Origin of the sequence: Paraburkholderia steynii, assembly GCF_900100565.1 — a bacterium.
GTDB lineage: Bacteria > Pseudomonadota > Gammaproteobacteria > Burkholderiales > Burkholderiaceae > Paraburkholderia > Paraburkholderia terrae.
This window is the reverse complement of the sequence record NZ_FNDI01000003.1, coordinates 207,103-233,590: the sequence shown is the minus strand read 5'-3', so window position 1 is coordinate 233,590 and position 26,488 is coordinate 207,103. Positions and strand designations below refer to the sequence as shown.

Genomic DNA, 26,488 nt, shown 5'->3' with positions numbered 1-26,488 from the left:
GAACGTCATGTCGGTTTATCTGTTCGCCACGGTCTTGTTGGCTGCCGTAGCCGCACTGGTGATTCCCAGACTTGGCTACAGTCCCGGCAGCAGTGATCTATTGTATGTCTCGATTGGGCTCGCAGGGGGGCTTGCGGCATTTCTACTCGTCATGGCATATGGCGCGCGACGTACAGCGCCGCGCGCCAGGCGCGCAACCCAGTCGCCCGAACTGGGCGCTTTTGCCGCCAACCTCTCCACGCCCGCCGTGCTGCTCGATAACGACGCGCTCGTGTTCGTCAACAGCGCGTTTCTCAAACATGCCCACTGGGAGTCGTACGCAGACGAAATTGTCGGCATGCCGTTCAGCAATCTCGTGCATCCGCAATCGTTGCTCGACCTGACCGCGTTGCTCACGCAATCGCGCGACGGGGAAGAGCGCACCTCGGGCTCGCTGCGGATCGCCTATGGCGACGGCAGTTTTCGTTCGCATCCCGTCACGGCGCTGCGCGCACGCGGTTCGCGCATGACGCTGCTGCAGTTTCCCGCTCCGTATTTGAGCGCGGACGCGCAGCGTAGCGAAGTGCAACTCCTGCAGCACTGCCAGGAAGCCGTTCTGCAATTGCCTCAAGCGCTGTTTCGTGTCGACCGCGAGTTGCGTCTGGTCTTTTCCAATCCCGCGTGGCGCAGTCTCGTGCGTGCCGTTGGCAGCGACGCGGAACTCAAGCTGTTCTCGTCGTATTTTCACCCGGAAGACGCTGAAACACTGAACGCACGTGTGAAGGTATTGCTCGATGGCCATCTGAGCGAACTGGTGACGGAAGCGCGGCTCATCCGCGCCGACAATACGACGGCGCACGTCGAACTGCGCTGCCACGCCGTGACCAATGACGAAGGCATTCTGGTCGGCGCCGTCGGTCTCGCGACGGATATCTCGAACCGGCGGCGTAACGAAGATGCACTGCGCGCAAGCCGGCGCAGCCTGCGCACGCTGCTGTCCAATCTGCGCGCGATGATCTATCGCGGCCAGAACAACCGCGACTGGTCGATGGAGTTCGTCAGTGAAGGGTGCTTTGAACTGACCGGCTATGAGGCGATCGAGCTGATCGACGAAAGCCGGATCACATTCCGCTCGCTGATTCACCCGGACGACCGCGAATTCGTCTGGAACGAAGTGCGGGCTCGCGTGCTGGCTCGCGAACCGTATGAGCTGACCTACCGGATCGTGGACCGTTCGGGGCAGACCAAATGGGTTTGGGATCAGGGCTGCGGCGTCTATTCGGCTCGCGACGAACTGATGGGGCTGGAAGGGTTCATCGTCGAAGTCGCGCGCCGGCAGATGGTCGAAGAAAATGCCAACCGGCGCTTGACGTTCGAGCATTCGACGGGGCTCACCAGCGTGTCGATGCTCATCGACCGGATGGAGTTTTCCGCAGCCATTTCGTTGCGAACGGCGCTCCCCTGTGCAATTTTCGCGATCAACGTAGGCGAACTCGAACAGGTGGCGACGCGCTTTGGCCAGGACTACGCCGATCGGGTGCTGATCGAATTCGGCAGGCGGCTCGAGGTGACACAAGGGCAACTCAACTGTGCAGCGCTGCTCGACCCGCACGTGTTCGTGGTGCTGGTCGTCGATTTCAGCGCGGACGCGCTCGCCTGGTGCGGCAACGCGCAACAACTGGCGCAGCGCATGACGACCAGCCCGGACGCGGCGCTCGATGAACTCCGGGACAATCTCCGGAGATTGATCGAGGCGCCCGTTCGGGTGGAGGGCCATGAGTTCCGGGTTTCAACCCGTGTGGGCTGCGCATCGATCGGCGACGGCACGATCGACCCGAAGAAAGTCCTTGATCACGTACTGGCCGCTTCAGGCTGGGAAGTCGGTGGCGAGGCGGGCGCAGACAAGTGAGCGCTGCATTCAGAGGTGACTGGCACAGTCCCGCTCGTCCAACAGCGCGAGAACGGGCTCGAGCGAGCGGTCCGGCATGCCTTGCGCTTCAAGGCGGGCAAATTCGAGCAACGCGCGTTCATGACGCGCCAGTGCCGTCAGTATCGCGGCGTCCTCTTCCGTGCTGTTGCGTTCCATCTCGTCGTAGAGCGCAACGAATCGGCCGATCTCCACGATAAACCACGCGATGAACGCAGGCCACGGCTGCCCGGCGTGTTGCCGGGCAAGCCGGATTCCCTTTTCACGTTGAGCCGCTTCGTCGATCCCCGTGATGCCAAGACGGGCGATCAGAGGCGTCATGCGCATACGCGTCTGATATTCGAGCTGTGCCATGACGGCGAGCTTGCGCTGTCTGTCCGGGGCCACTGCGTCGCGGGCCATCGCGGCGAACCATGCTTCTCCATAGAGTTCGCCTTCGAAGGCCGCCTTGATTCTGCTTATATATTCGGTTCTGTTCACGCACGACCTCACAGGGAGACACCGGACGGGACAACCATTACGCCGGAAACACGGCGAAGTGGTGCGACAGCCAGATCACAAGCACGGCGACAACGAGCGTCAGATAGGGCAGCATGCCGGCGCGCCGCTTCGTCGCGCCGTCGTCGGACTTCAGTTCCATGTCGTCCAGCATCGCGTCCGGGAAGCGGCCCTTGTCCTGCACATAGTGCCGAAAGATGAAGACGGGGATGATCAGCGCGATTGCTACCAGACCATTACGCAACGTGCCCGGCCCCCAGATATCCGCGCCTGCGCCAATGCACACCAGATCGATGAACCCGCACAGCGCGCCGAGCGCCAGCAGCCAGTTCGGGCATTTGAACGGACGTGCCCAGTTCGGACGGTCGAGCCGGTGAATCCAGCCGGCCTGAAGGTTCAGGAAAACAAATCCGAAGTAGCAGACATTGGACATGGCCAGTACCGCGACATTGTCCGACATCATCAGCAGGATCAGGTTGAAGCACAGGTCGGTCCACATCGCGCGCGTCGGGGCGCCGTGTTCGTTCACGTGCGACAGGTAGCGCGGCAGCCAGCCGTCGACCGACGCCTGATACAGCGTGCGGGAGGAGCCCATCATCGACGTCATCACCGACAGCAAGAGCGTGAACACGAGCATGACCACGATCAGGTAGAAGATCGTCGTGCCGCCGCCGATGATTCTCGCCATGGCTGCCGCGACACCCGTGCCGTCGTAGATGTCGGGTGCGAGCAGGCCCTTCAGTCCCATGGCGCCCTGGAATGACAGCGGCACGAGGATATACACCGCGAGGCACAGCAAACCGGAATAGAAGATCGCCTTGAACGTATCCGTTTTAGGGTTCTTGAATTCACGCGTATAGCAGACGGCCGTTTCGAAACCATAAGTCGACCAGCCGGCCACAAAGAGCCCGCCAATCATCAGCGTCACGCCTGCCGTATTCCATGTTCCCGGCACGACGTTGCCCTTGGCGTCATGCGCAAGCGGCAGCAGCGGAAACCAGTTGCTCATGTGTACGCTGCCCGTGATCAACGGTTCGAGGCCGAACACGGTCAACGGAACCAGGGCGGTAATGCCCATGTACTTTTGCAGTTTGGCGGCGCGTTCCGCGCCGTGATGCTGAACGAAGAATGTCAGCAGCAAAAGTGCTGCACCCAGAATGAAAGTCGAGTTGATGCGAAGATTCAGGCCTTCCTTGATGAAGTCGAGCTTCAGCAGGGTATACGACCACGTGTTGATCGCGGCGTCGGCGGGGAAGAGCGTCGAGAGAACATAGCTTGCGCCGAGACCCGTACCGAGTGCGAGCACGGGCGACCACGCAAACCAGTTGCACCACACGGAGACGGGCGCAAGAAACTTCGAATAGCGTACCCATGCAATCGCGCCATAGATTGACGCTCCACCCGATTTATGAGGAAAGAGCCCGGAAATTTCCGCATACGTGAAGCACTGAATGAACCCGATGGTGATGGACGCGATCCAGATGATCCACGCTGGCTGGCCGACGGTTGCGGCAATGGCGCCCAGCGTAAACAGAACAAAGGCCGGCGAGCCGCTCGCTACCCAGAAGGCGTCCTTCCACGTCAGCGAACGCTTGAGGGTTGACCGCACGCCGTCGTCGGACAGTCCCTCCAGGCGGTGAATTTCTTCGGTTGCACTCAATTTACGTCTCCTTGAGCACGAACCGGACGTTTCGTCACGGCAGTGCTCTTTAGTTTTGAGGATTCAGTTTGCGGCGGGCGGCTGGGTGACGGTTATTGTCAACCGGCTTACCCGACTGCCGTGCGCTTTTTCTTGTCGGGGTCGTCGAAGGGCAGCGCTGCAGCGCTCGCGTGGGCTTCGAGACTGCCTTTTACGTCGAGCGCAACGCCTTCCCGAGCCTGGGCGACGTTCAGGCGTGCAATGGCGAGTGAACGGCCAGTGAGCCGCGAGTACATGCCGCAGGTGATGACGCCGACCTGTTCGCCGTTGTGCCACAGGGTGTCGCCAGCAGCCGCAGGGCGCGAGGCGGCGACATCGACGCCGTAGATCCGGAAGCGCTCTTTTCCGGCGAGCCGGAAATGTTCTCGTGCGCCACAGAATTCGGTCTTGCCGGGCGAAACAGTAAAGTCGAGACCCAGTTCCCACAAGGTATCGCCCGCTTTTTCATCCGCGAATGGGTACATCTCGGAGTTATCGTAGGGGAAGAAGAGCAGATAACTCTCGACGCGCAACCAGTCCAACGCAAGGAACGCACACGGCACGATGCCGAACCCGGCGCCCTTTTGCAGGATGGTGTCCCAGATCAGCGGGGCATCGGCGGCCTTGCAGAAGATTTCGTAGCCGCGCTCGCCCGTATAGCCGGTACGCGAGATCATCACGGGCCGGCCAAAAAGACGTGTTTGCACGTGATGAAAGTAGGGCAGATCGCGTATGCCGGGCACATGTTCCGCCAGAAACTCGACGGCACGCGGCCCTTGCAACGACAGGTCATGCAGGTCGTCGTCGAACAGCACGGCGACCTGACGGCCTTGCGCGGAACGCACCAGGCGTTCGTAGCCCGTGCCCGCGCCATGCACGACCATGAACGCGTTGGGACCCGTGCGGTACACGATGCAGTCGTCGACGAACTTGCCCTCCTCGTTGAGGATGGCGGCGTAGGCGGACTTGCCCGGGTAGAGCTTGCCGATGTCGCGTGTCGTTGCCCAATCGAGCAGGGATTCGGCATGAGGGCCCACGTAGTGAACCTTTTTCAGGCCGGAGACATCCATCAGTCCCGCTCTGGTGCGGATGGCTTCGTGATGGTCGGCGAGATCCGTGGAGTAGGTCCACGCGGTGCCCATGCCGTTCCAGTCCTCCAGCTGAGAGCCCAACGCGCGATGACGGTCCGCGAGTGCTGAGATGCGCCATGAATTTGCCATATGACACTCCGTGAAATGGACGGTATGAATTGGAGGGGAGTGCGCATCGTGGGAATTCGTGAACAGGACGAATTGAAGCTACGCAGCATTGTCTCCGTAGGTAAGATCGTTTCCGATCTGGGACAAATGCTCAATCCTGTCGACGGGGTATAACCGGTGAGGTAGGGCTGTCGTGAAGGGAGTACATTTACCCCTCACGAAGCAATTGGATTCAGGCGGAGAGCGAGGTAGAGGTGATGCAGGCGATCAGGCGACAGCGCGATTCCGAAACATCTCCCACCGGAATCTCGCGATGAAATACGCGTCCATCACCGCGATGGCGTAGACAAAAAGCCCGCCGGCATGCCGTCCAGCAAAAGACCGTTCGGGCGCGGCGAGCTGCATCGTGACAAACCCTAACGACAGCATGAAGAACATCATGATCAGCGCGCGCGTCGGCATCCGGTTGATCACCTGGCCCGCGCCGGGTAAAAGGACTGCCGCCACCAGCACGAGATAAGGGTGCAACGGCCGTCTGCTGTGTGTGGCCTCACGCTTGGCCATGGACACCTCCTTTCATCATATCGGTACACACGTGCATGGCCTGGTCCAGCAGCGACTTGACGAGCGCTGCGGGGAGCCGTGCCTCGCGAAACACGGCCCGGCGTAGCACCAGATAATCGCCACGGTCTGCAGCGTGCGCCTGATAGACCATTCTCACGCCGTGGCGCGTGACGAGCATCTCCTTCGCACGCGGATCGGCAAAGAAGCGCTTCACGTGAGGGTCCAGCACGGCGAGTGGAAGTTCCGCTGCAGGTCTGTCGGCTTTGATCGTCATTTGGCGAGGCCACGCATGCGGCGTCGTGACCCGCACAGGCAAACCGTCGGCGGGTGAATAGAATTCCGTGTTCTGTGCGCGCGCGAGCAGATCGACGGCGCCCGTCATCGGCAATGTGCGTTTCACCGTGACGAGCAGCCAGAGCGACGGCACCTTGCGAAAGGCGACGTCGTCGACGAGCGGCTCGATGCGCACTTCATGCCCGCCATAGCGCCCGGCAAGCGCAGGCCAGGCGACGGCGTCCTGCGTCAGCCGATGCTGCTCGAAGAGCGCGAGGCACGCATCGAACAGCTTGCCACGCTCCGCTCGCAGTGCGTTGCGATCGCGCCAGTACATCAGGCCAAGCGTGGCGAGAAACAGCACGGTCAGTGCGATGCCCATCAATTGCATGTCGAAGCGCTCCATGTTGGCGCGGGCCGCGTCAATAATTCTTCGGACGCGGCCAGTCCATCGTGAACTGATCGCCGCGCTTCACGTACTTGTAGCGATGCAGCGCGAACCAGATCGAGGCCGTGATATAGAACGCCATGATCGACAGCAGCGAAGCGCCATAGCCCAGATAAGTCGCGAAGTAAGTGGCGGTACACAGCACCGCCAGCACGATCGCGGGAATGGGATGGAACGGATGTATGTAGCCGCGATTGATGCTGCCAAGCGGCCACTGCCGGCGGAACTTGACGATATTGATCGACATGAACGTGTAACCGAGCAGGCCGGAGAGAATCGAGAACGTGATCACCTGGTCGAGCAGGCCCGTGAACGCGAACGAAATGGCGATCGGCACGAGAAAGATGATCGCGCGGTAAGGCGTGCGATAGCGCGGATGCACGGCGCCGAACCACATCGGCATATAGCGGTCGCGCGACATCGAGAACCACGCTCGCGACGCGTCGTTGATGCAGCCGTTTGCGGAGGCGACTGCCGAGAACAGGGTGCCCACGAACAGCAGTGTCTGCAAGGACTTGCTGCCCGACAGACGCGCGGCGTCGTAGAGCGGGGTCACCGCCTGGCCCAGATACTCCCACGGCATAAGTCCCGTGGCGACATACCAGGTCATGGCTGCCGCGATCAGCAGCGTAATCATGCCGCACATGGTCCCGAGCGGAATCGAGCGGCCCGCCGAGCGAACTTCTTCCGCCGCCTGACAGGTGCCTTCGATCCCGAGGTAATACCACATGCCGAACTGCAAGGCGGCGACGACGCCGAGCCATCCATAGGGCAACTGCGTGAGCAGTTCGTGATGAATCAGCGTTTGCCCCGGATGCCAGGGCGCAACACCCAGGAACAGCACGACGATCGCGATGAATGCGACGGCCGTGATCACGAAGTTGACCGTGAGCGTCACAAACACGCCGCGATAGTTGAGGAGCGCGAGAAACGCGATCGTCACGAGCGTGAACGGCCGCGAGTCGAAGTTCGCGTAGCCTGAGTCGGCGGCCACGGCCTTGATCAGATCGCCGACCACGAGCGCATCCGCGGCTTCGAGCATCGTGTACGCCATCACGAGATAGAGCCCCACGTTGAACGCCATGAGCGGCCCGATGATGTGCTTTGCCTGCGTGTACTGTCCGCCTGCCGCGGCGACAGTGGACGTCACTTCCGAGTCGATCATGGCGACGCACGTATAGAGCAGGCCGATGATCCAGCACGCGATCAGCGATCCATATGCACCGCCTTTGGCGACGGAAAAGTTCCATCCCATGAACTCGCCGACGAGCACGATGCCGACGCCGAGCGCCCATACGTGAATCGGTCCCAACACTTTCAGCAACGCGATGCGCTCGCCTGTCTGTCCTGCTGTTGCGTCACTCATGAGCCGCTCCTCCGCGGGTTGATGCCTAAGGTCTTATTCCTTGCCTTCCGTGGAACTCATCAGGAAGTCGTCGTTGTAGTCGCGCCCGACCTTGAATGCGTCGATGAGGATCCACGCGAAGATCAGGATCGACAGGCACCACGCGGCATTGCTCGACCATTGCCAGAAGTTCATCGCGTCACTCCCCGAATTTTTCGGCGATCACCTGCCGATACTGCCTGTCCGACACGCGCAACACGAACCCGAAATAGCCGACGATCACGAGTGCCGTCACGATCAGCGAGACAGGTTCGATCTGATAGTCGAAGCGGGTGGTAATGATGGGCTTGGCCTGCTCGGCGTCGTAGCCGAGCTTGCGCCATTGCGCTTCCATCGCCGGGTTTTGTCCGAGTTCCCGCCAGGACACCTGCGTTTTCGCGGTTTGCGCTTCGGGTGGCTTGTCGGGTGCCTTGAGCAACAGCGGCGCAAGCAGGCTGCAGTACACGAGCAAGAGGAGAAAGACGCTATCTACAAGCTGCCCGAAGCCTTTCTGAACGGGCGGGACGTAATCGGTTGTCATAGTGAGTTGCTCCTCGCGGGTCGGCGTCGGGTTGGCATGTTCAAGGGCAATGCGGGTACCGCTCAGTTGCCGGCGTGGCAACTGAGGGCGTATCGAAACACGGTGAAAATAAGGCCCGAACGCTTACTTGACGGCTGGACTGAGCGACTCGTCGTTGCGTCTTGCGAGTTCTGCCTTGCTGGCGCGGTTTTCGTCCAGGTGGCGTATGTCGAGGCCGTAGATGTGATCCTTGTCTTCTTCGTAATGGCGGATCATGGCAAGGATCGAGGCGGAGTTGAAAACGAGCACGGCACCCACGCCGATGGTGAGCGCGACGCGAACGGATGTATCCGTTGTCTGGGCGGTCATCGCGAAATAGACGTAGCCCAAGGTGACCCAGAGCGCCAGAAGAGCGATTTGCGCCATGCGCCGGTCGCGCAAGAACATTTGATTAATACGCTTGCGGATTGCGTGTTCCATCTCGGCAACTCCTTGTCGTGCCGGCGACGCCGGCGGTGGTCAATGATCTGGCTGTTTCTCCGTGATTCCCGTGCGTCAACAAAGTTTCCTGACAATATTTGTGCTTTGATGCACGCTTGTCAATATGGTTTGAGGGGGTAGATGGCTGGAAGCCCCGAGCTACGGTGCCCGATACGGGTTGTCGAGGACAGCGGAAATTCGATCGAGGCTCGACGTCGCCGGGCAGCATCGAAGTCGTACAACTGCCGACGGGGCAGGCAGGCGTGGTCAAGACGTACGGCGCTTGCACACCCTGGGGTTTGCTTTCTGATTCGCCGCGGGTTCAGATGAACCGCACCATCAGATCGGCGTCATGAAACACGCCGTCGATGCAGAGCGCGTCCGGCTCCGTTCCGTACACACGAAATCCCAGCGATTCATACAGCGCGCGAGCCGAACCGTTCGCGCTCGTGACTAGCAAAACGACCTGCCGCAAACCGTCGATCTGCGCAGCGCGCATGAGCAACTCCGTCAGCAGCGCACGCCCGACGCCGCGTCCCGCGGCTTCATCGGCGACGTACATGCCGATCACGTAGCCCTTGTGGCGCTCCTTGTGCCGTGTCTCGCGCAGCAGCCCGACCGTACCGACGAGCGCGTCATCTATCGATGAAAACGCGCCCAGCAGGAAGTTGCCGGACGCGGCATGCGTGCCGTCCAGCATCGCATCGTGTTGCGACGGGCCACGCTCGACGGCCTCTTCATAGCTTTGCCCGAACGCGGCGGGGTGCGTTTTCAAACCGCGCAGCCGCAGCGCGAAAAACGCGTCGCGGTCGGTTGGCTCCAGTTGGCGGATCGAAATGTTTTCGTGCATGCGCGTCCCTCAGTCGCCCACAGCGTCCGACGACGCGCGCGTATCCGCGAACTTGCGCAGTGCGTCGGCCGTCTGCGGATCGGCGGGGAAGAAGGCTTCGATCGCGAGTTCCGACAGCGTGACGTCGACGGGCGTGCCGAACACGGTCGTCGTGCTGAAGAACGACAGCACGCCGATTTCGGTGCGCAGGCGCAGCGGCACGGCAATCTGTTCGAGCGGCGAGGCGGGGCTCTCGTCGGCGGGTTCGGCGTCGGGCGGCGTCGGGTAGGCGGCCAGCTCGTCGTAGAGCGCGGCGAGCGTCGGGTCGGCGCTGACGTCGACCTGGCGCTGCAGGCGCGACAGCAGATGCGCGCGCCAGGCATGCCAGTTGGCGATCTGCGACGCGATGCCGTCAGGATGCATCGACAGGCGCAGCGCGTTGACGGGCGCTTCGAGCAGCGCGGGCTTCGCGGCCGTCAGCAGCGGCGCGAGCGCGTTGTTCGCGGCGACGATCGTCCAGTGCCGGTCGATGGCGACAGCGGGATACGGCTCGTGGCCCTTGAGGACGAGATCGATCGCTGCGCGCGCCGCGTCCAGTTGCGGGTCGCTCAGTTGCCGCTCGCGGTAGAGCGGCGCATAGCCCGCTGCGACCAGCAGCGCATTGCGCGCCCGCAGCGGTACGTCCAGCCGTTCGGCCAGATGCATGACCATTTCGCGGCTCGGCTGCGCGCGGCCCGATTCGACGAAGCTCAGGTGGCGCGTCGAAATCTCGGCTTCGGAGGCGAGCAGCAACTGGCTCATCCGGCGCCGCTGGCGCCAGTCGCGCAGCATGTCGCCGACCGTGCGGCTCATCGAAGGGGCGCCCGAGGGCGCGGACAAGGTGGCAGTGAGCGTGTTCATGGCGTCGATGATAGCCAAACCCGGGAGCAATTCCATTACCTGCGAGGTAATGCGTCGCCGCACGCACAGTCGCCGGCACGGCCAAACGCGCTCATACTGAAGTCCCTAGCGACCGTTCCGGAGGCGAACATGTGGGACAAGATCGAGCACAACGGCCAGGAAGTCTGGGTGCTTCCCGTCACGGCCTATGGGCCGCCCGTGCCGGAGACCTTGTGGCACTACGTCGGCTATGTGTGCCATCACGGCGCCGACGCGCATCTTGCAGGACAAAGCCGCCGCTTCCAGGAACTCGTCGCGACGTTTCACAGCGAAGACGAAGCGCGCGAAGCCGGCTATGACGCAGGCCGGCGGCTCGCCGATCAGATCAGCACCGCGAACGCGTAGCGCGCGTTCGGAGCATCCACTCCGCATGACTTCCTCTCCGGCACCTGCCAGCTGTGAAGCGGCGGGTGCCGCCGGATCATTACCTCCCGCGTAATCGACTCACGTACGTTCATCGACGAATCTTCAGTCCGAGGCCGCCGCAAACACGCAGCACGCGGCGGACTTCCCGACCCTCCATCGACTGAAGGAATCCATGATGAACGCGCATACCGCACTGATCGACCGTTACTTCGACGCCTGGAACGAAACCGATACCGGCCGCCGCCGCGAGCTGATTTCAGCGACCTGGGCGAACGATGCCGCTTACCTCGATCCGCTTCTGTCCGGCAACGGGCACGACGGCATCGACGCGATGATCCACGCCGTCCATGAACGCTTTCCGCACCACACGTTTCGCCGCACGACCGAGGTCGACGGCTTCGCGGATCGCCTGCGCTTCTCGTGGGAATTGCTGACGCCCTCGGGCGCTTCGATCGTGAAGGGCTCCGACTTCGGCGTCGTCGAGTCGGGCGGCCGGTTGCAGTCCGTCACTGGCTTTCTCGACGAAGCGCCCGGCGCAGCCTGACGCATAGCCAGCAATAACCCGCCATCCCACATACCAAGACAGGAGAACGATCATGCATGAGCCCGCCGTCACCTTGAACGCCGACGCGTATGCACGCGTGCAGGACGCAATCGATGCGGCATCGGGTGCCATCGCCGGATTCGCGCTGCTCGCGGGCGCCCGCGCATTCACGTTCATCGCGCTCGTCGCGTGGCGTGAGCCGGTACTCGGCGGCGCGGGGCTCATGCTGCTCGCGCTGGTCGGCTGGCTCAGATGGTGTTTGTGTCCGAATATGTCACATCAGAACCGTTGACGCCGTTGTTCGTCGTGACTAAAGTGCTGCGCAAGCGTAATGCAGATGTCAGATTTGAACTTCAACAAGACCTCGGGGAACGCAAGACCATGCAAACGACGAACAACATCGGAACGATGGGCACGGGCAGCACGAACAGCGCGGTTGGCAGCAGTGCCGGCACGCAAGCGGGCAACAAGCCGAGCTTCAAGGAACTGCTCGATCAGCTGACCGATTATACGAAAGGCACCACGGGCGAGCGAATCGAGAAGATGATTCTCGCGAAGCTCGGCATCACGGAAGAAGACCTGAAGAAGATGTCGCCCGAAGAGCGCGAAAAGGTCATGCAGAAAGTCCGCGACATGATGAAGAAAGAACTCGAAGCGCAGAAGCAGCTCGAGGAAATGCAGAAGGACCACAAGATCCGCGTGTCAGTTTGATGACGCGAAACCGGCCGACGTGACAGCAGCGGAAAGACGCTAAAGCAAAGGCAAGGCGAGGGGCTCGCGTACAATCGGTTCCTCCGTCCTCGGGCGCGACGCGGTGTTGCGCCGAACCGCTGCATCATGAATCACGATATCGCCCAAAGCCTCGCTGACGCACAGCAGAAGTTCACCGCCGGCCAATACGACGAAGCGGCAGCGCTGCTGCACGGCATTCTGTCGATCGATCCAGACCACCACGAAACACTCGAAGCGCTCGGCTATGTCGCGGCGAAGCAGGGTGACTACACGCGCGCAGCCGACTATGCGATGCGCGCCGCGCAGCCCGCATCGACAACCCCGCAGCAGCTTCATTTCGCCGCGCATATCTGTCAGCTCGCGGGGCGTCATGGCGACGCCATCGCGCTTTACGAGCGCGTGCTTGCCGCGTATCCCGATCACGCGGAATCGCTGCATGGCGTGGCAATGTCGCTCGTCGCGACGGGCGAGCACGAACGCGCGCTGCAACGTCTCGCGCGCCTGACGCAGCGCTATCCGCAATCTGCCGAAGTGCATTACAACCGCGGCACGCTGCTTGGGCAGATGGAGCGGTATGACGAAGAACTTGCGGCGTATCGCCAGGCGATTGCGTTGAAGCCCAATTTCGTGCGTGCGTATGTGAATCTGGGCGTCGCGTTGCGCGATCTGCATCGTTTCGACGAAGCGTTGCAGCAGTTCAAGAAGGCCGTGTCGATCGATGCGAATGATGCCGGCGCGCGCACCAACCGCGCGCAGACCAATCTGCTGCTAGGCGAGTTCGAACATGGCTGGCGCGAATACGAATGGCGCTGGCTCGACGGCACGATGAGTCACGGCTTGCCCGACGCGACGCTGTGGACAGGCAAGCAGCCGCTCGACGGCAAGACGGTGCTCGTGCATGGCGAGCAGGGTTTCGGCGACACGGTACAGTTCATCCGTTTCGTCGGGCGTCTGAGTGCGATGGGCGCGCGCGTTGTCGTGCGGGTTCAGGATGCGTTATTGCCGCTGTTGCGCGGCTATCCCGGCTCGGCCGATGTGATCGGCGAAACCGCGCCGCTGCCCGCGTTCGACTACCACCTTCCGATGCTCAGTCTCGTGTTCGCGCTGAAGATACGCGAAACCGATCTGGGCGCTGCAAGCCCCTATATTCATGCAGATTCGCAACTCGCCGCGCAATGGGCCGACGTATTCGCGCAAGGCGATGCAAGGCCGCGCGTGGGCATCGTATGGTCGGGCAGCCGCACGCATCTAAACGACCGCAACCGATCGATTCCGCTCGCGCAGTGCGCGCCGCTGTTCGATGCGAACGCGCAGTTCGTGTCGCTGGTAAAGGACGTGCGCGACAGCGATCGTGCGTGTCTCGATGAATGCGTGGCGCGCGGCGTGTTGCGTGACGTGTCCGACCGGCTGACGACTTTCGCCGAGACGGCCGCGCTGGTCGCGCAACTCGATCTCGTGATCACCGTCGATACGGCCGTTGCACATGTTGCCGGCGCGCTCGGCAAGCCCGTATGGATCGCGTTGCCGTTCACACCCGACTGGCGCTGGCAACTGAAGCGCGACGACAGTCCGTGGTATCCGCAAATGCGCCTGTTCCGTCAGTCGAACCGCAATGACTGGAGCGACGTCATAGGGAACTTGCGAGCCGCGCTGGATTTACAGGCATAGCGCAACGCAGCCTTGTTTTGCGCAGACAAAAAGGAGCACTGACAGGTGCTCCTTTTTCACTTCGATAAAGCGCTTAGCCGAGTTTCACTTCGATCCGCCGCGGCTGCGCCTGCTCGCGGCGCGGAATGACGAGCTTCAGCACGCCATCTTTCAAGTTGGCTTCGATCTTCGACGTGTCGAAGTCGTCGCTTATCGAAAAGCGCCGCGCGAAGAAGGGCGCCCGCACTTCCGCGTGCGAGAGCCGCACATTCGACGAAGCCGGGACGACGGATTCACCTTCGATCGTCAGGCTGCCGTCGTGGACGCGAATGTCGAGCTTGTCCTTCGACACGCCGGGCAGATCCGCGAATAGCGTCACCGCCTTGCTGTCCTCGACGATATCGACGGGCGGCGTCAAGGTCACGCGGCGTTCCTGCTGGCGCGCGCCGTTGCGGCTCACCGCGCTCTCGTCGCGCTGGGTCACTTGAGTGTTGTCGCTCATGATGTTTTCCTCGCCCTTATTGAACCGTGATTGCGCGCGGCTTCGACGCTTCGCGCTTGCCGACCGTGATCACCAGACAGCCGTCCACATAACGCGCCTGCACATTGTCGGGATCGGCCTGCTGCGGCAGTTCGACGACACGGCGGAACGCGCCGTTGAAGCGCTCCTGTGCATAGGCACGCGCGCCTTCTTCCTGCGCCGGGCGTGCCGCCGTGCGCTCGCCTGCGATGGTCAACAGGCCCTTGTCGATCGACAGTTCCAGCTTTGACGGATCGATGCCGGGCGCGAACGCGACGATCTCGATTGCTTCGTCGGTCGTGCCGATGTTGAGGCTCGGGAACGTGCCCGCACGGCTCGAACGCAGGCTCGAAGGGAAGCCGTTGAACACGCTCGACATGTGCCGCTGCAAGCGGTCGAGTTCGCTGAACACATCGGTTCCAAAATACAAGTCACTCATGGTCGCTCTCTCCTCTGAGCGGCGAGGCGCGCCGGCCTGAGTGTGCCGGTTTGCCTGTCATGCCGCGACGAACGAATGGATACATGCAGCGCCGTCATGTCGATGCAGCGGCTGCCCTGATGAGTCGATAGATAGGAAGCCTGCGCAAACTTTCAAGTGCGATTTCTGCAAAAAAAGAGGCCTTGAAATGGGCTGGCGGCGACCCCAGTTAAGCGCGTTCACGGGGCGCGGCCTGTGTTTCCGATGCCCGAAAACACCATCTCGACTTCGTCGACATGTGCGGCCCTCACTCTCCTGAGCGATTCGGCTGTCAAGTGTGGTGGAGCTATTTGCCCGCCAACGGATGGTGCACATTCTTCCCGTAGAACTTAAGCCCCGTTCACCAACCTTTGTCGTGTTTACGCGTAAGGATGCGCATCTCTCGACGGCGGCACGCGCACTTTGTGCAGGCGCTTCGTCAGCGCCGGCCCGACGCTGAGGCTTAATCGACAAGGGTTCCGGGCAGATGCCAGGCGAAAAATAATGCGCCCATGCTGTACTGCAGCGAACGTCAATACGACGTCGCCTGTCCGCCAAACCTCGCTCTGTCGACGCTACTGGTTATCACCGATATAACCTATCGCGTTCACGTGATTGGAAGGTTTCATTACCCGTACGCAAGTCGCATCAGTACACTCAAATTGTCAGTGTGATGGCACGTCTTGCAATCCTCGGATCGGTAGCGCTGCGAATCACGAATGCCGGGCGGAAGCGATTCGAGGTTGGTGATGCGCTCACAATGCGACCGTGTGTCAGTACGCTATGCCATTACCCAATGGGGTAGTGAATTCGGCAATACATCTCCTCACACTGGCACAAACGACTGGACCCCTTCGAAATCCGGCTGATGTTAAAGGCCTGATTGCTGAGCGTGCCTGAAAGCACAAGTGACACAGCCGCTGGTAGCAGAAGCTCGACCGGCGCAGTTATTCATTGATAGACCTGCCTCAGGAGTGACATTGAAGATAGCTCAACACCTCGACCCGGCCACCATCAGCACGTTGGCGCTGGAAGAAATCGACGGACAGATTCTTGTGATTCGGTTGAACCGTCCAGAAGTGTCGAATGCAATCAGTACGCCGATGGGCCATGAGCTAATTAAAGTCTTTGGGGCGCTGGAAGTCGACCCGACGCAATACCGTTGCGCGATTCTCACGGGAACGGGCGAGCGGGCTTTCTGCGGCGGCGCCGACCTGAAGCAGCGCGAAGGGATGACGGATGAGCAGTTCAGCACGCAGCACTATCTGTTTGAAAGAATGGTGCGCGCAATCACCCACTGTCCGATTCCTCTTATCTGTGCTGTCAATGGGTCAGCCGTGGCAGGCGGGCTCGAACTGTTGCTGGCGTGTGATTTCGCGTACGCGTCGAAGAATGCAGTGTTCGGATTTACCGAAGTGAAGCGCGGAATCATGCCGGGCGGCGGTGGCACCCAGCAACTCCCGCGCACGATTGGTACGCGTCGCTCGAAAGAACTGATTTTCCGCGGTTCGAAGTTTTCGGCGGAAGAAGCACTGGCTTGGGGCGTCGTGAACCAGTTGTACGAGCCGGGCCAGGTGCTGGCGCGCGCGATTGAAGCTGCCCGGGATATCTGCACGAGCGCGCCGCTCTCGGTCTCGCAAGCAAAGAAGGCAATTGACCTTGGCATGCAGAGCGACCTGAACACGGGTCTTTACATCGAAATCGAAGCATACAACCGGCTTATTCCGACGCAAGACCGTCTGGAAGGTATCAGCGCATATAACGAAAAACGACAGCCCGTCTTCAAGGGTCGCTAGTCGCACAACAAAGGGAAGCCGTCAGTCGATGCTGGCGGCCTGCTAACCGGCCTCGACGGCTGGAGGAGACATGCATGAATTTGCCCATCGACGCTGCAGCTAACCCGCAAGCCGAGCAGACGTACCGCAAAATCACCAGACGCCTGATTCCTTTCCTGTTCCTTTGCTATGTGTTCGCTTTCCTCGACCGCGTGAACGTCGGCATCGCACAGCTTGATATGAAGCACGACGTTGGCTTCAGCGACTTGACTTACAGCATCGGGGCAGGGATTTTCTTTCTCGGCTATGTACTGATGGAGGTGCCGAGCAACCTCCTGCTGACAAAAATCGGCGTGAAGCGCACGTTTTCGCGAATTATGGTCCTGTGGGGCATCCTGGCCGCAGCGACGGCATTCGTGACGCTTCCGATGCATTTCTACACCGTGCGTTTCCTGCTCGGCCTTGCTGAGGCCGGTCTCTATCCGGGCATCATTTTCTACCTGACGCGCTGGTATCCCGTGGAACGTCGCGCAAAGGCCATCGCAATCTTCACCTGTGCAACAGGTATCGCAGGTTTGCTTGGTGGACCGATGTCCGGTTGGCTGATGACCCACATGGAAGGTATTCGAGCGCTGCACGGCTGGCAGTGGATGTTCGTCGTTCAAGGACTGCCGGCAAGCTTTCTGGGCGTCGTAGCCTTCTTCTTCCTGGATGACGGTCCCGAGAAAGCGAAATGGCTGAGCGACGAGGAAAAGGCACAGGTGCTCGCCGACATCAACAAGAGCTCTGGCGTGAGCGACAAGCATGCGGAACACACTTTCGGGCGCGCACTTCTTGACCCACGCGTGTATGTGATGGGGTTCGTCTGGTTTGCACAGATTGCGGGTGTGTTCGCAATCGGCTTCTGGTTGCCCACGCTTATCAAGAGCACGGGGCTGAGCAGTCCGCTGGAAATCGGTCTCTACTCGGCGATTCCGTACTTTGTGAGCTGGCTTGCGCTCATTGGGATGAACTGGAACTCCGACCGGACAATGGAGCGTCGCTGGCACTGCGGCATCACCATGATTATCGGAGCGACTGGATTGTTCGCGGCAGGCCTGATTCACGGCAGCCTTGCGTGGTCCATCGTTGCTTTATCCGTTGCGACGGCCGGGATTCTTGCTCCCAATCCGCTTATCTGGGCGATTTCGACGGATTACATCCGCGGTAGTGGCGCTGCAGGTGGCGTGGCTTTGGTGAACTGCATCGGTCTGCTTGGTGGTTTCGTTAGCCCGATGATCATCGGGTCCATCAAGACAGCGACTAACAGCATGGTTGGAGGCCTTGGCGCGATCTCTTTGCTCATGGTCCTTGGCGCGCTTGCCGCGATTGTGCTCGCTCCCAAAACGACGGGAGCCAGCTCGGGCGCCGAACTTGCCGCTGGCAAGCTGGATGACTCGGTGGCAGCAAACGCAATGCTTTGACAGGTGCCCGGACGGGTCATCTGGTTACGACGGAGATTCTGGAATGACGACGCGTGAAAAGGTGCAAGTGCGCGAGGTAGGTCTGCGCGATGGTCTGCAAATGGTCCAGACGATTCTGTCGACCGGGCAGAAGCTCGAGTGGTGCCGACGGATGGTGGATGCAGGGTCGGTTGAGATTGAGGTGACATCGTTTGTGCCTCCAAAGATCGTGCCGCAATTTGCCGATGCAGCTGAAGTCGCGCGTGGCGCGCTGGAGATACCAAACCTTCACGCCGCTGCACTCGTGCCCAATCTGAAAGGCGCACAACGAGCATTAGAAGTTGGCTTGCGAAAAGTACACTACGTGCTGTCAGCCAGTAACGAGCACAACCTTAAAAACGTTCGTCGAACGACCGCGGAGTCTGCTGAAGATTTTCGACGGATTGTTGTCGAACGTGATGCAGGCGGCACTACGCCGCACAGCGTTACGCTCGGCGCCGGCGTAGCGACAGCATTCGGCTGCACCCTCTCCGGCCGGGTCGAGGAAAGTACGGTACTTGGTCTCGTCGAAACACTTCTGGAAGCTGGCGCCGACGAAATCACGATTGCCGACACGGTGGGCTATGCAAACCCTGGGCAGGTCAGGGCGCTGATGCGTCAGGTTCTCGCCATCACTAAAGACGTACCGGTTGCCTGCCACTTCCACGACACGCGTGGCCTTGGTCTTGCAAATGTCGTCGCCGCGCTCGACGCAGGGGTGCGCAGCTTTGACTCGTCACTTGGCGGCCTTGGTGGATGTCCGTTCGCACCCAATGCAACTGGGAACATCAACACTGAAGATACGGTATTCCTGCTGGAATCCGAAGGTCTCGATACGGGCATTGATATCAATGCGCTGCTTGCAATACGAGAGACGATTGCAGGCTGGTTACCGGGCGAACCGTTCACGGGTGCGATTGCGCGTGCAGGCTTGCCGAAGACATTCGATTTACGCGAGGCCGCGGTGGCCTAGTGCATTGCGTCAAACACCATTTTTTGAATTGAAAGAAGGAGCGCGCAGTGCAGGTCCAGAAAATTGGCGATATCGAGATTCGCAAAGTGAGTGAGATTGATAGTCTGGAATTTGAGCCGAATTGGCTCTTTCCTACCGTCGACCTCGACTTTGTAAAAGAGCAGCGGAGTTGGCTCGGCCCCCATCTCATTGAGCCGACAGAACTCAAGCTGTATCTCAGCTTCCACAGTTACGTCGTCAAGACCCGTCATCACACGATTCTCGTGGACACCTGCAACGGCAATCACAAGCAGCGACCGTCGATGCCCTCATGGAGCAATCTGCAGACTCCGTACATCGAGAATCTGGCCGCAATCGGCATCCGACCGGAAGATATCGATTACGTCATGTGTACGCACCTGCATACTGACCACGTCGGCTGGAACACCCGTCTCGAAGATGGCCGTTGGGTTCCGACCTTCCCGCGTGCGAAATATATCTTCTCGCGCGTCGAGTACGACCATCTGCTGAAGCTGCATCAATCGAACCCGGAGATGCCCGTCAACCGGGGCTCGTTTGTTGACAGCGTCCTGCCTGTCGTCGAACACGGTCAGGCGACGTTTGTGGAAATGGACCACTCTTTCGAACACGAACTCGGCAAGGACGTATGGCTGTCCCCGGCAGTGGGCCACACGGCGGGGCATGTTCTCGTCCACATTGGGCACGAGCATGGCGAGCATGCTGTCATGACGGGTGACGTTATCCATCACCCAATCCAGTTTGTTGACCCTTCGCTTGCCAACGCTGCAGATTTCGACGCAAAGCTGGCTCACGAGGCGCGCCTGGGCGTGATGAGCCGGTACGCAGACACGTCAACAAAGCTTCTTACGGCCCACTTCCCGTCGCCAACGGCAGGTCGGATAGTGAGTCACGGCGACGCGTTCCGCTTCGCTTTCGATAAGGCATAGCGGTCGCGGCGCAGGCGCACACTTGCCTCGAAGGTCACATTTCCGCGATGCGGCTCTGGCAAAGTTCGATGAACTTCTGAACAGGCTGCGTCAGTGTTGCGCCTCGTCGTGTCGCGATGCCGTAGGGAGCGCCTCTTCGTTCGATGTAGAAGGGCAGTATCTTGACCAGGCCACCTGCAGCGAAATACTCGGCAACCTTGCGGGGTATCAGGCCGACCGTGCCGCTTCCCGTCTGAAGCAGAGCAAGCGTGGCGAAGGTTGAAGACGTCTCCATCGCGTAGCGTGGAAAGCTCAGGCCCTCGTCATCCAGCAACTGCTCGAAAAGCGAGCGCATCGGAAGCGTTGCCTGCGGAACGATCCATGGGTTGCCGATGATGTCCGCCAGTTTTACCTCGGTTGTGTCACCCAGCGGGTCGGCGCCGTCAACGACGAGGCAGATTTCTTCGACCTCCAGTGGGATGAAATCGTAGGCTTCTGGGTGGACGCTGACACTGGGCCGCCCGATAACGAGGTCCAGCAAGCGCTGGTCGAGCATGGCGAGCAGGCGCGCACTGTTGTCTTCCCAGACCTCGATCGAGGTATCGGGTTGGGCCTCACGCAACGCCTTCACGGTGGGCGCCAGCCATACTGGCAGCGAGCCCATTACGGCGCCAATCGCCAGGGTGCCGCCGCCACCTCGCAGGATTGCGGCCAGTTCATCTCGCATCGTTCCAACGTCCGCCCGAAGAGTTCTGGCGTGACGGATGACGCATCTGCCAAGGTCGTTGGGAACAATCCCCCGAGGCGAACGGGAAAACAGTTCGACACCGAAGATGGCTTCGAGCTCTTGCAGCGATTTGGTTATCGCCGGCTGCGACAGCGAAATCTGGTGGGCTGCCTTGCGCAGCGACCCGTGGTCGTCGAGCGCGATGAGCAGCGCAATATGGGCCCCGCGAAGGCGCCGCAGAATCGCATCGTTACTGGTTATCACGGATATAACCCCAGACGTTCACCTGATTCAAACCTTTCATTATCTGCATGGGAAGGGGCGTCAGTACACTGGACTTGTCGATGGACGCATGCGCGATTCGGACGGCAATGCCCGCCAAAGCAGGGCGCCTGACGATACGGCGCGAGGCGTTTGGCGGTGGGTGATAACTCGCACGAATCACTGCCGCGCAGTGTAACCGCGATTTCTGCCTCGCTGCATGTGGACTGCATCTACGTCCGCGCTGTGATGGGCTACGCGTATCAGCGTCCGACCGGCATTTCCAGAAGGCTCATACCTGTCAACGGAGACAAACAAGCGTGAAACGGATAGGGATTGACGTCGGCGGCACCTTCACCGACGTTGTGATGGTGGACGACTCGACGGGTGCGGTGTGGTCGACCAAGGTGCCTACAACGCCTCAAGACCGGGTCGTAGGAACGGTCGAAGGTTTCCGAAGAATTCTTGAAATCTCGGGCTCGAAAAGTGCCGATATTGCCTTTCTTGGCCACGGTACGACGATGGCCACGAACATGGTCGTGGAGGGCACGGGCGCCAAAACTGCACTGGTCACCACTCGCGGCTTCCGCGACATCCTTGAACTACGGCGCGCGTCGCGCCATGACCGTGCTGACCTCTATGACCTGCTGTTCGATAACCCCAGGGCGCTAGTGGAGCGCCGTTGGCGGCTCGAGGTGACGGAGCGTCTACGTTTTGACGGAAGCGTTGAGACGCCGCTCTCGCACGAAGAGCTGACGGGGATTGCTGCACGCATCCGTGAGTCCGACGTGGAAGCCGTCGCGGTGTGTTTGCTGCACGCGCACGTCAATCCGGAGCACGAGAAGGCTGCCGTCGCGGTGCTGCGTGAAATGCTGCCCGACAGGTTCGTGAGTGCGTCCCATGAGGTCAATCCTGAAGCCATGGAGTATGAGCGGACCAGCTCGACGGTCATCAACGCGATGCTCGGGCCGGTCTGTGGGCGCTACATCGGTCGTCTGGTCGATGCACTTGCGCAACTGGGCTTTGCCGGCAAGTTTCTCTTCATGCAGTCAAACGGTGGCCTTGCAAGCCCTGCACGCGTTGCGGACCGTCCGATCGTGCTGCTGGAATCGGGCCCCGCAGGTGGCGTCAGCGCTGCAATCCGCAATTGCGAGCGTGGCGACTTGCGCAACGCCATTCTCGGCGACATGGGCGGCACCACGTTTGACGTTTCGCTAATCCGGGATTTTCGACCTGAGATCCGGAACAAGAGCCTGTTGCATAGCTACACCGTGCGTTCGCCCAGCATCGACATCGACTCCGTGGGCGCGGGTGGCGGCTCCATTGTGTGGATCGACGCGGGCGGAGGCGTTCGAATCGGCCCTGAAAGCGCCGCGGCTGACCCGGGACCGGCATGTTACGGCCGTGGTGGCAAGCGACCAACGGTCACGGACTGCAACCTCGTGCTCGGCTACATCGACCCGGACAATTTCCTGGGTGGCGAATTCCAGCTGGACGCGAAGGCGGCATGGCGAGTCGTCGAAGAGGTTATCGCAAAGCCCTTGGGAATGAGTGTGCCCGAGGCGGCGCAGGCCGTGCGCTCTGTCGCGAACGCGTTGATGGCGCAGGCGATTCGCATCATGACGGTAGAGCGGGGTTACGACCCGCGTGAATTTTCGTACATTTGCTACGGCGGCGCGGGTCCCGTCCACGCAGTCGACCTTGCCCACGAAATGGGGATCCGCCGCGTGGTGATTCCGCCATTGCCTGGGCTCTTCAGCGCGTTCGGCATGATGGTCGCCGACCAGCAGTATGACTATCAACGTCCGGTTGAATGCGACCTTGCCAGGCTCGGCGATGAAAGGTTGCATTCGGAGTTCGACGAACTGCTCGCGCTCGGTCGAAGCGAGGCGGAGCGTCACGGCGTGGAGGCGAATCAGACCCGCGCAGTGCGGCTGGCGGATTGCCGATATGCCGGTCAGCCAGATGTCATCACGGTCGAGGTATCCGACGACGCATCATGCGCTGCGCTGGCGAGCGAGTTTGAAGCGGCACATCAGCGGCTCTGGAACTTTGTCAGCAAGGACAAGCCGATTGTGGTCGCGAATTTGCGTTTGCAGCTCATCGCGACGAGCGGTTGGCGAGGCGGCGTGGCGCACTCGGACGACGAAGCGGCCGTTGCTCCCATTCGTACACGCGACGTCTACATCGATGGCAATGTTCGCGCCTTGCCGGTCTTTGCTCGAAGCCGGCTTCCCGTGGGCGCCCAGATTGAGGGACCCGCTGTTATCGAAGAGCACAGTAGCTGCGCGGTCCTGAAGGCGTCGCACACAGCGCGCGTCGACGACGACCTGAACCTTGTGATTGAACTGGCGGCATGAACATGGACATCGTTACATACGAAATCATCCGTAGCAGTCTGTTTGCGGTTGCGCGGGAAATGAAGATTGCCATGATGCGCACAGCGGGAAGCCCGCTGATGCACGCGAGTGGCGACTCATCTGCCGCTATCTTCGACGCTGACATGCAACTCGTTGCTCAAGGCAACGACATCCCCACGATGTTGGGCTCGGCAGTCATTTCCACCCGTGTCTCGGTCGAGGCCATTGGTCGCGAAAACCTGCGGCCCGGCGACGTCATTGTCAGCAACGACGCTTACGTCGGCGGCGGCAATCACCAGCCGGACGTCCAGTTCACGCGCCCGGTTTTCGTTGACGGTGAAATCGTTGCCTTCGTGATGACACGTGGGCACTGGACGGACATCGGTGGGCAGTCACCTGGCAGCTATGCAATCGCCACGTGGGACGTGTTCGCCGAGGGCATCCGGATTCCCCCCGTCCTTCTCTATCGGAACGACGAGCCGGTGCGTGACGTACTGGAAATCCTGACGCGCAATAGCCGAAACGCGCATGAGTTGCGCCTGGACATTCAGGCGCAATATGCGGGCACCTTCGTGGGTGATCGCCGCATCGTGGACCTGGTTGCAAAGTATGGCGCCAACGCGTTGCGTGACGTGATGAGCCAGAGTCTCGACCACTCGGAGAAGCTCATCCGCGCAGAGATTGCGAAGATTCCGGATGGCGTCTACGAGGCCGAGGAATATCTCGACCCCATCGAGGCGCCGGGCTGGAAACACGAGCGCCCGCTGCTGAAGGTCAAGGTCACCGTGAAGGATGACCACATCACGTTCGACTTCACAGGCACAGGCGCTCAGGTGCGAGGCGGAATCAACTGTCCGTTCTCCGTCACCTGCAACAGCACCTGGTTCACAGTCAAAGCGTTGACGGACCTTAGCATCCCGATCAACCAGGGTTGCTATCGGCCGGTGACCATCATTGCCCCGCAGGGCAGCGTTCTCAATTGCGAATATCCGGCGTCGGTCGTATCTGGCAACACCGAAACATCGCCGCGGGTCATCGACCTTCTCCTGAAGGCCCTCGCGCCCGCAGTTCCCAATCGCATTCTCGGACAAAGCAACTGCGCGGCGTGCGCGGGCATCTTTAGCGGACGCGATACGAATCAGGCTCGTGTTGCGGAGACTGGCGAAAAATTCGTCACGATGCACGACGTGCATGCTGGCGGGATGGGCGCGCGAGCAGCCAGGGATGGGGTGAGCGGCATCCGGGTCTATGTCGGCAATGCCGGCAGCCAGTCGATTGAAATGATTGAACGAACTTCGCCGTTGCTGGTTGAAGAATGGTCGCTCGTACCCGATACGGGTGGCGCTGGCCGGCAACGCGGGGGCCTGACTTCCCGCCGTGTGTACCGCGTCGAATATGACGAAGCCACGTTCACGGTTTCGGGAGAGCGTGGGCACACGGCGCCGGAAGGCCATTTCGGCGGACTCGCCGGCAGCGCGTTCGTTTGCAAGGTGCAGCGAGCTGACGGGCACGAAATGGTGGTGCCCGCGAAAGGTGGCCAGACAGTCGTGTATCGGAATGACCGCGTCGTTGTGCAGCCGGCAGGTAGCGGTGGATTTGGCGAGCCGCTGGAGCGCGAGCGCGCATTGGTCCTGGCGGACGTCGCCGACGGCTATATCAGTCGGGACGCAGCCGTTCGCCTCTATCAGCTTGACCGCGAACTGATTCAGTCGGAGCAGATTGAAGTCGCCGCGGAGGCAACGTAAGCCGGTGACTGGAAACAAACGGAGTATGGAAATGACGAAGCAGCTTCCACTCGATGGCGTTTGCGTTATCGAGATTGGACACAGTCTCGCTGCGCCTTATGCCGGCATGATATTGCGGGCACTTGGCGCGGAAGTCATCAAGATTGAAAGTGCGGAAGGCGGGGACCATGCGAGAGACTGGGGTCCCCCTTTCATCGATGGTGCTGCGGCACTTTTTCACGCGGTGAACCACGGAAAATCGAGCATCGCAATGTCGCTGTCGGACCTCCGGCAGGCGGACCTGTTGCGGGACCTCATCGCGCGACGCGCAGATGTTGTGTTGCAGAACCTGAAAGCAGGCGGTACCGAGAAGTACGGGCTTGGCGGCGAGCAGATGTTGAAAGCCAAGCCGTCGCTGGTGTACTGCAATCTCGGCGCCTTCGGAACGGTCGGGCCGCTGCGCGACAAGCCTGGATATGACCCGCTCGCCCAGGCGTTCAGCGGCCTGATGAGTTTCATGGGTCAACCCGATGAGGCGTTGAGCCGGATTCCCATCTCGGTGAACGACATGGGCACGGGTCTGTGGGCAGCGATTGGCGTGCTATCTGCGCTGTTCCGCAGGCAGACCACGGGCGTTGGTGAAGTCGTTTCGGTGTCGCTTTATGAAACCGCGCTCTCGTGGGGCGGTATGCAGATTGCCGACTACCTTGCGTGTGGAGCGCTTCCGGGACGGTGGGGTTCCGGCACGGCAGCCATCGTGCCGCACCAGGCGTTTGAGTGCGCCGATTCGACCATCATGGTGGCAGCAGGTAACGACCGGCTCTTTCGTCGGCTCTGCGAGGTTCTGTCAGTCAATGAGTTGGCGGACGACAGCCGCTTTGCTACCAATGGAGCGCGAGTCAGCAATCGTGTGGAGCTCATTGCGATTCTGCAGCACGAGTTCGGCAAGAACACGGCTGCACATTGGCTTGAGCGCCTCGACAAGGTGGGGATTCCCTGCGGACCGATTCAGACTGTCGACCAGGTCGTCGTCCATGAGCAGACGAAAGCGTTGGATATCCTGCAGAAGACTGAGGACGGCGCGGCGACGTTTGTGGGGCTTCCCATATCGTTTGGCGGAAAGCGGCCTGCCGATATCGGGTCCACACCGAAGCTCGGAGAGCATAACCATCTGCTCACTGACGCACTTCAAGAAACCTCCTGAGCTCGCATGGCGGCTGGTTGTCGTGTCTGGCGGATTGCGCTCCACCGACCATGAGTGCAACGCCGCATCCCGG

At 60.8% G+C, this 26,488-nt stretch carries 27 protein-coding genes; 13 read left to right on the top strand and 14 right to left on the bottom strand.

The features are described 5' to 3' along the window. The first annotated feature begins 7 nt into the window (after positions 1-7). A complete protein-coding gene (locus BLT65_RS07485; protein ID WP_091776571.1) occupies positions 8-1,888 on the top strand; it encodes a sensor domain-containing diguanylate cyclase in 1,881 nt (626 codons plus the stop codon). Positions 1,889-1,897: 9 nt separating this feature from the next. Here BLT65_RS07485 and BLT65_RS07480 read toward each other — a convergent pair whose 3' ends face one another. From BLT65_RS07480 to BLT65_RS07435, 11 genes are all read right to left on the bottom strand, one after another. Beyond that, positions 1,898-2,386: a hypothetical protein gene (locus BLT65_RS07480; RefSeq protein ID WP_091776569.1), complete on the bottom strand. Its 489-nt coding sequence runs from the start codon at positions 2,384-2,386 to the stop codon at positions 1,898-1,900. 37 nt (positions 2,387-2,423) lie between these two features. Beyond that, entirely contained in the window at positions 2,424-4,064 is a 1,641-nt protein-coding gene (locus tag BLT65_RS07475; RefSeq protein WP_091776567.1) for a trimethylamine N-oxide permease, read from the bottom strand. Between the two features lie 107 nt (positions 4,065-4,171). Continuing rightward, the gene (locus BLT65_RS07470; protein ID WP_091776565.1) at positions 4,172-5,302 is read right to left on the bottom strand and encodes an aminomethyl transferase family protein; all 1,131 of its coding nucleotides are present in this window, start codon (positions 5,300-5,302) and stop codon (positions 4,172-4,174) included. A gap of 246 nt (positions 5,303-5,548) precedes the next feature. After that, positions 5,549-5,845 (bottom strand): hypothetical protein, encoded by a 297-nt coding sequence (locus BLT65_RS07465; protein WP_091776563.1) that lies wholly within the window; start codon positions 5,843-5,845, stop codon positions 5,549-5,551. Next, complete coding sequence (locus tag BLT65_RS07460) at positions 5,832-6,509, bottom strand: hypothetical protein (RefSeq protein ID WP_244186450.1); 678 nt, start codon at positions 6,507-6,509, stop codon at positions 5,832-5,834. Before BLT65_RS07460 ends, BLT65_RS07465 begins: the two co-directional genes overlap by 14 nt. Before the next feature lie 31 nt (positions 6,510-6,540). Next, positions 6,541-7,932, bottom strand: a complete 1,392-nt coding sequence (locus BLT65_RS07455) for an APC family permease (protein ID WP_007585690.1) — start codon at positions 7,930-7,932, stop codon at positions 6,541-6,543. Positions 7,933-7,965: 33 nt separating this feature from the next. Next, on the bottom strand, positions 7,966-8,106 hold the full coding sequence (locus BLT65_RS47145; protein WP_007748593.1) for a hypothetical protein: 141 nt from the start codon (positions 8,104-8,106) through the stop codon (positions 7,966-7,968). A gap of 4 nt (positions 8,107-8,110) precedes the next feature. Beyond that, on the bottom strand, positions 8,111-8,491 hold the full coding sequence (locus BLT65_RS07450) for a hypothetical protein (protein WP_007585688.1): 381 nt from the start codon (positions 8,489-8,491) through the stop codon (positions 8,111-8,113). 123 nt (positions 8,492-8,614) lie between these two features. After that, positions 8,615-8,950, bottom strand: a complete 336-nt coding sequence (locus BLT65_RS07445) for a hypothetical protein (RefSeq protein WP_091776559.1) — start codon at positions 8,948-8,950, stop codon at positions 8,615-8,617. Between the two features lie 322 nt (positions 8,951-9,272). Next, the gene (locus tag BLT65_RS07440) at positions 9,273-9,800 is read right to left on the bottom strand and encodes a GNAT family N-acetyltransferase (RefSeq protein ID WP_091776557.1); all 528 of its coding nucleotides are present in this window, start codon (positions 9,798-9,800) and stop codon (positions 9,273-9,275) included. A gap of 9 nt (positions 9,801-9,809) precedes the next feature. Further along, complete coding sequence (locus BLT65_RS07435; RefSeq protein WP_439650409.1) at positions 9,810-10,679, bottom strand: helix-turn-helix domain-containing protein; 870 nt, start codon at positions 10,677-10,679, stop codon at positions 9,810-9,812. Between the two features lie 129 nt (positions 10,680-10,808). Here BLT65_RS07435 and BLT65_RS07430 point away from each other — a divergent pair, with 129 nt between their 5' ends. The 5 genes from BLT65_RS07430 (at position 10,809) to BLT65_RS07410 (ending at position 14,028) form a co-directional block, all read left to right on the top strand. Next, entirely contained in the window at positions 10,809-11,063 is a 255-nt protein-coding gene (locus BLT65_RS07430; protein ID WP_091776555.1) for a hypothetical protein, read from the top strand. Positions 11,064-11,259: 196 nt separating this feature from the next. Beyond that, positions 11,260-11,628 carry a nuclear transport factor 2 family protein gene (locus BLT65_RS07425; protein ID WP_007585679.1) on the top strand — a complete coding sequence of 123 codons (369 nt, stop codon included), beginning with the start codon at positions 11,260-11,262 and terminating at the stop codon, positions 11,626-11,628. Positions 11,629-11,680: 52 nt separating this feature from the next. Beyond that, positions 11,681-11,920, top strand: a complete 240-nt coding sequence (locus BLT65_RS07420) for a hypothetical protein (RefSeq protein ID WP_042306460.1) — start codon at positions 11,681-11,683, stop codon at positions 11,918-11,920. A gap of 89 nt (positions 11,921-12,009) precedes the next feature. Further along, on the top strand, positions 12,010-12,339 hold the full coding sequence (locus tag BLT65_RS07415; protein WP_229514738.1) for a hypothetical protein: 330 nt from the start codon (positions 12,010-12,012) through the stop codon (positions 12,337-12,339). Between the two features lie 126 nt (positions 12,340-12,465). Further along, positions 12,466-14,028 (top strand): tetratricopeptide repeat protein, encoded by a 1,563-nt coding sequence (locus BLT65_RS07410; RefSeq protein WP_091776549.1) that lies wholly within the window; start codon positions 12,466-12,468, stop codon positions 14,026-14,028. A 73-nt stretch (positions 14,029-14,101) separates the two neighbouring features. On the opposite strand, the gene BLT65_RS07405 is transcribed toward BLT65_RS07410, so the two are convergent. Together BLT65_RS07405 and BLT65_RS07400 are read right to left on the bottom strand one after the other, a co-directional pair. Then, complete coding sequence (locus BLT65_RS07405; RefSeq protein ID WP_091776547.1) at positions 14,102-14,509, bottom strand: Hsp20/alpha crystallin family protein; 408 nt, start codon at positions 14,507-14,509, stop codon at positions 14,102-14,104. Positions 14,510-14,525: 16 nt separating this feature from the next. After that, positions 14,526-14,966 carry an Hsp20/alpha crystallin family protein gene (locus tag BLT65_RS07400; protein ID WP_007748619.1) on the bottom strand — a complete coding sequence of 147 codons (441 nt, stop codon included), beginning with the start codon at positions 14,964-14,966 and terminating at the stop codon, positions 14,526-14,528. A 998-nt stretch (positions 14,967-15,964) separates the two neighbouring features. On the opposite strand from BLT65_RS07400, the gene BLT65_RS07395 reads away from it, so the two are divergent. From BLT65_RS07395 to BLT65_RS07380, 4 genes are all read left to right on the top strand, one after another. Continuing rightward, the gene (locus tag BLT65_RS07395; protein ID WP_007585669.1) at positions 15,965-16,780 is read left to right on the top strand and encodes an enoyl-CoA hydratase/isomerase family protein; all 816 of its coding nucleotides are present in this window, start codon (positions 15,965-15,967) and stop codon (positions 16,778-16,780) included. Positions 16,781-16,854: 74 nt separating this feature from the next. Beyond that, the gene (locus BLT65_RS07390; protein ID WP_091776545.1) at positions 16,855-18,222 is read left to right on the top strand and encodes an MFS transporter; all 1,368 of its coding nucleotides are present in this window, start codon (positions 16,855-16,857) and stop codon (positions 18,220-18,222) included. A 43-nt stretch (positions 18,223-18,265) separates the two neighbouring features. Beyond that, on the top strand, positions 18,266-19,213 hold the full coding sequence (locus BLT65_RS07385; RefSeq protein WP_091776543.1) for a hydroxymethylglutaryl-CoA lyase: 948 nt from the start codon (positions 18,266-18,268) through the stop codon (positions 19,211-19,213). Between the two features lie 47 nt (positions 19,214-19,260). Further along, positions 19,261-20,160, top strand: coding sequence for an MBL fold metallo-hydrolase (locus BLT65_RS07380; protein WP_042306454.1), 900 nt, complete (start codon positions 19,261-19,263; stop codon positions 20,158-20,160). 34 nt (positions 20,161-20,194) lie between these two features. Here the strand turns inward: BLT65_RS07380 and BLT65_RS07375 are convergent, their stop codons facing one another. Then, positions 20,195-21,130 (bottom strand): LysR family transcriptional regulator, encoded by a 936-nt coding sequence (locus BLT65_RS07375; RefSeq protein ID WP_042306453.1) that lies wholly within the window; start codon positions 21,128-21,130, stop codon positions 20,195-20,197. 317 nt (positions 21,131-21,447) lie between these two features. Between BLT65_RS07375 and BLT65_RS07370 the strand changes: the two genes are divergently transcribed. From BLT65_RS07370 to BLT65_RS07360, 3 genes are read left to right on the top strand one after another with little or no spacing between them, the layout of a single operon-like run. Continuing rightward, entirely contained in the window at positions 21,448-23,487 is a 2,040-nt protein-coding gene (locus tag BLT65_RS07370; RefSeq protein WP_091776541.1) for a hydantoinase/oxoprolinase family protein, read from the top strand. Further along, positions 23,484-25,232, top strand: coding sequence for a hydantoinase B/oxoprolinase family protein (locus BLT65_RS07365; protein WP_091776539.1), 1,749 nt, complete (start codon positions 23,484-23,486; stop codon positions 25,230-25,232). Before BLT65_RS07370 ends, BLT65_RS07365 begins: the two co-directional genes overlap by 4 nt. A 25-nt stretch (positions 25,233-25,257) precedes the next feature. Next, positions 25,258-26,415 carry a CaiB/BaiF CoA transferase family protein gene (locus BLT65_RS07360; RefSeq protein ID WP_091776537.1) on the top strand — a complete coding sequence of 386 codons (1,158 nt, stop codon included), beginning with the start codon at positions 25,258-25,260 and terminating at the stop codon, positions 26,413-26,415. Positions 26,416-26,488 lie beyond the last annotated feature (73 nt).

Bases quoted from the DNA above. Each gene is read 5' to 3' on its own strand.
- BLT65_RS07430 (WP_091776555.1), top strand. From the start codon at position 10,809: ATGTGGGACAAGATCGAGCACAACGGCCAGGAAGTCTGGGTGCTTCCC.
- BLT65_RS07470 (WP_091776565.1), bottom strand. From the start codon at position 5,302: ATGGCAAATTCATGGCGCATCTCAGCACTCGCGGACCGTCATCGCGCG.
- BLT65_RS07390 (WP_091776545.1), top strand. From the start codon at position 16,855: ATGAATTTGCCCATCGACGCTGCAGCTAACCCGCAAGCCGAGCAGACG.
- BLT65_RS07425 (WP_007585679.1), top strand. From the start codon at position 11,260: ATGAACGCGCATACCGCACTGATCGACCGTTACTTCGACGCCTGGAAC.
- BLT65_RS07460 (WP_244186450.1), bottom strand. From the start codon at position 6,509: ATGCAATTGATGGGCATCGCACTGACCGTGCTGTTTCTCGCCACGCTT.
- BLT65_RS07410 (WP_091776549.1), top strand. From the start codon at position 12,466: ATGAATCACGATATCGCCCAAAGCCTCGCTGACGCACAGCAGAAGTTC.
- BLT65_RS07385 (WP_091776543.1), top strand. From the start codon at position 18,266: ATGACGACGCGTGAAAAGGTGCAAGTGCGCGAGGTAGGTCTGCGCGAT.
- BLT65_RS07450 (WP_007585688.1), bottom strand. From the start codon at position 8,491: ATGACAACCGATTACGTCCCGCCCGTTCAGAAAGGCTTCGGGCAGCTT.
- BLT65_RS07415 (WP_229514738.1), top strand. From the start codon at position 12,010: ATGCAAACGACGAACAACATCGGAACGATGGGCACGGGCAGCACGAAC.
- BLT65_RS47145 (WP_007748593.1), bottom strand. From the start codon at position 8,106: ATGAACTTCTGGCAATGGTCGAGCAATGCCGCGTGGTGCCTGTCGATC.
- BLT65_RS07365 (WP_091776539.1), top strand. From the start codon at position 23,484: ATGAACATGGACATCGTTACATACGAAATCATCCGTAGCAGTCTGTTT.
- BLT65_RS07420 (WP_042306460.1), top strand. From the start codon at position 11,681: ATGCATGAGCCCGCCGTCACCTTGAACGCCGACGCGTATGCACGCGTG.
- BLT65_RS07455 (WP_007585690.1), bottom strand. From the start codon at position 7,932: ATGAGTGACGCAACAGCAGGACAGACAGGCGAGCGCATCGCGTTGCTG.
- BLT65_RS07485 (WP_091776571.1), top strand. From the start codon at position 8: ATGTCGGTTTATCTGTTCGCCACGGTCTTGTTGGCTGCCGTAGCCGCA.
- BLT65_RS07360 (WP_091776537.1), top strand. From the start codon at position 25,258: ATGGAAATGACGAAGCAGCTTCCACTCGATGGCGTTTGCGTTATCGAG.
- BLT65_RS07400 (WP_007748619.1), bottom strand. From the start codon at position 14,966: ATGAGTGACTTGTATTTTGGAACCGATGTGTTCAGCGAACTCGACCGC.
- BLT65_RS07465 (WP_091776563.1), bottom strand. From the start codon at position 5,845: ATGGCCAAGCGTGAGGCCACACACAGCAGACGGCCGTTGCACCCTTAT.
- BLT65_RS07405 (WP_091776547.1), bottom strand. From the start codon at position 14,509: ATGAGCGACAACACTCAAGTGACCCAGCGCGACGAGAGCGCGGTGAGC.
- BLT65_RS07440 (WP_091776557.1), bottom strand. From the start codon at position 9,800: ATGCACGAAAACATTTCGATCCGCCAACTGGAGCCAACCGACCGCGAC.
- BLT65_RS07445 (WP_091776559.1), bottom strand. From the start codon at position 8,950: ATGGAACACGCAATCCGCAAGCGTATTAATCAAATGTTCTTGCGCGAC.
- BLT65_RS07435 (WP_439650409.1), bottom strand. From the start codon at position 10,679: ATGAACACGCTCACTGCCACCTTGTCCGCGCCCTCGGGCGCCCCTTCG.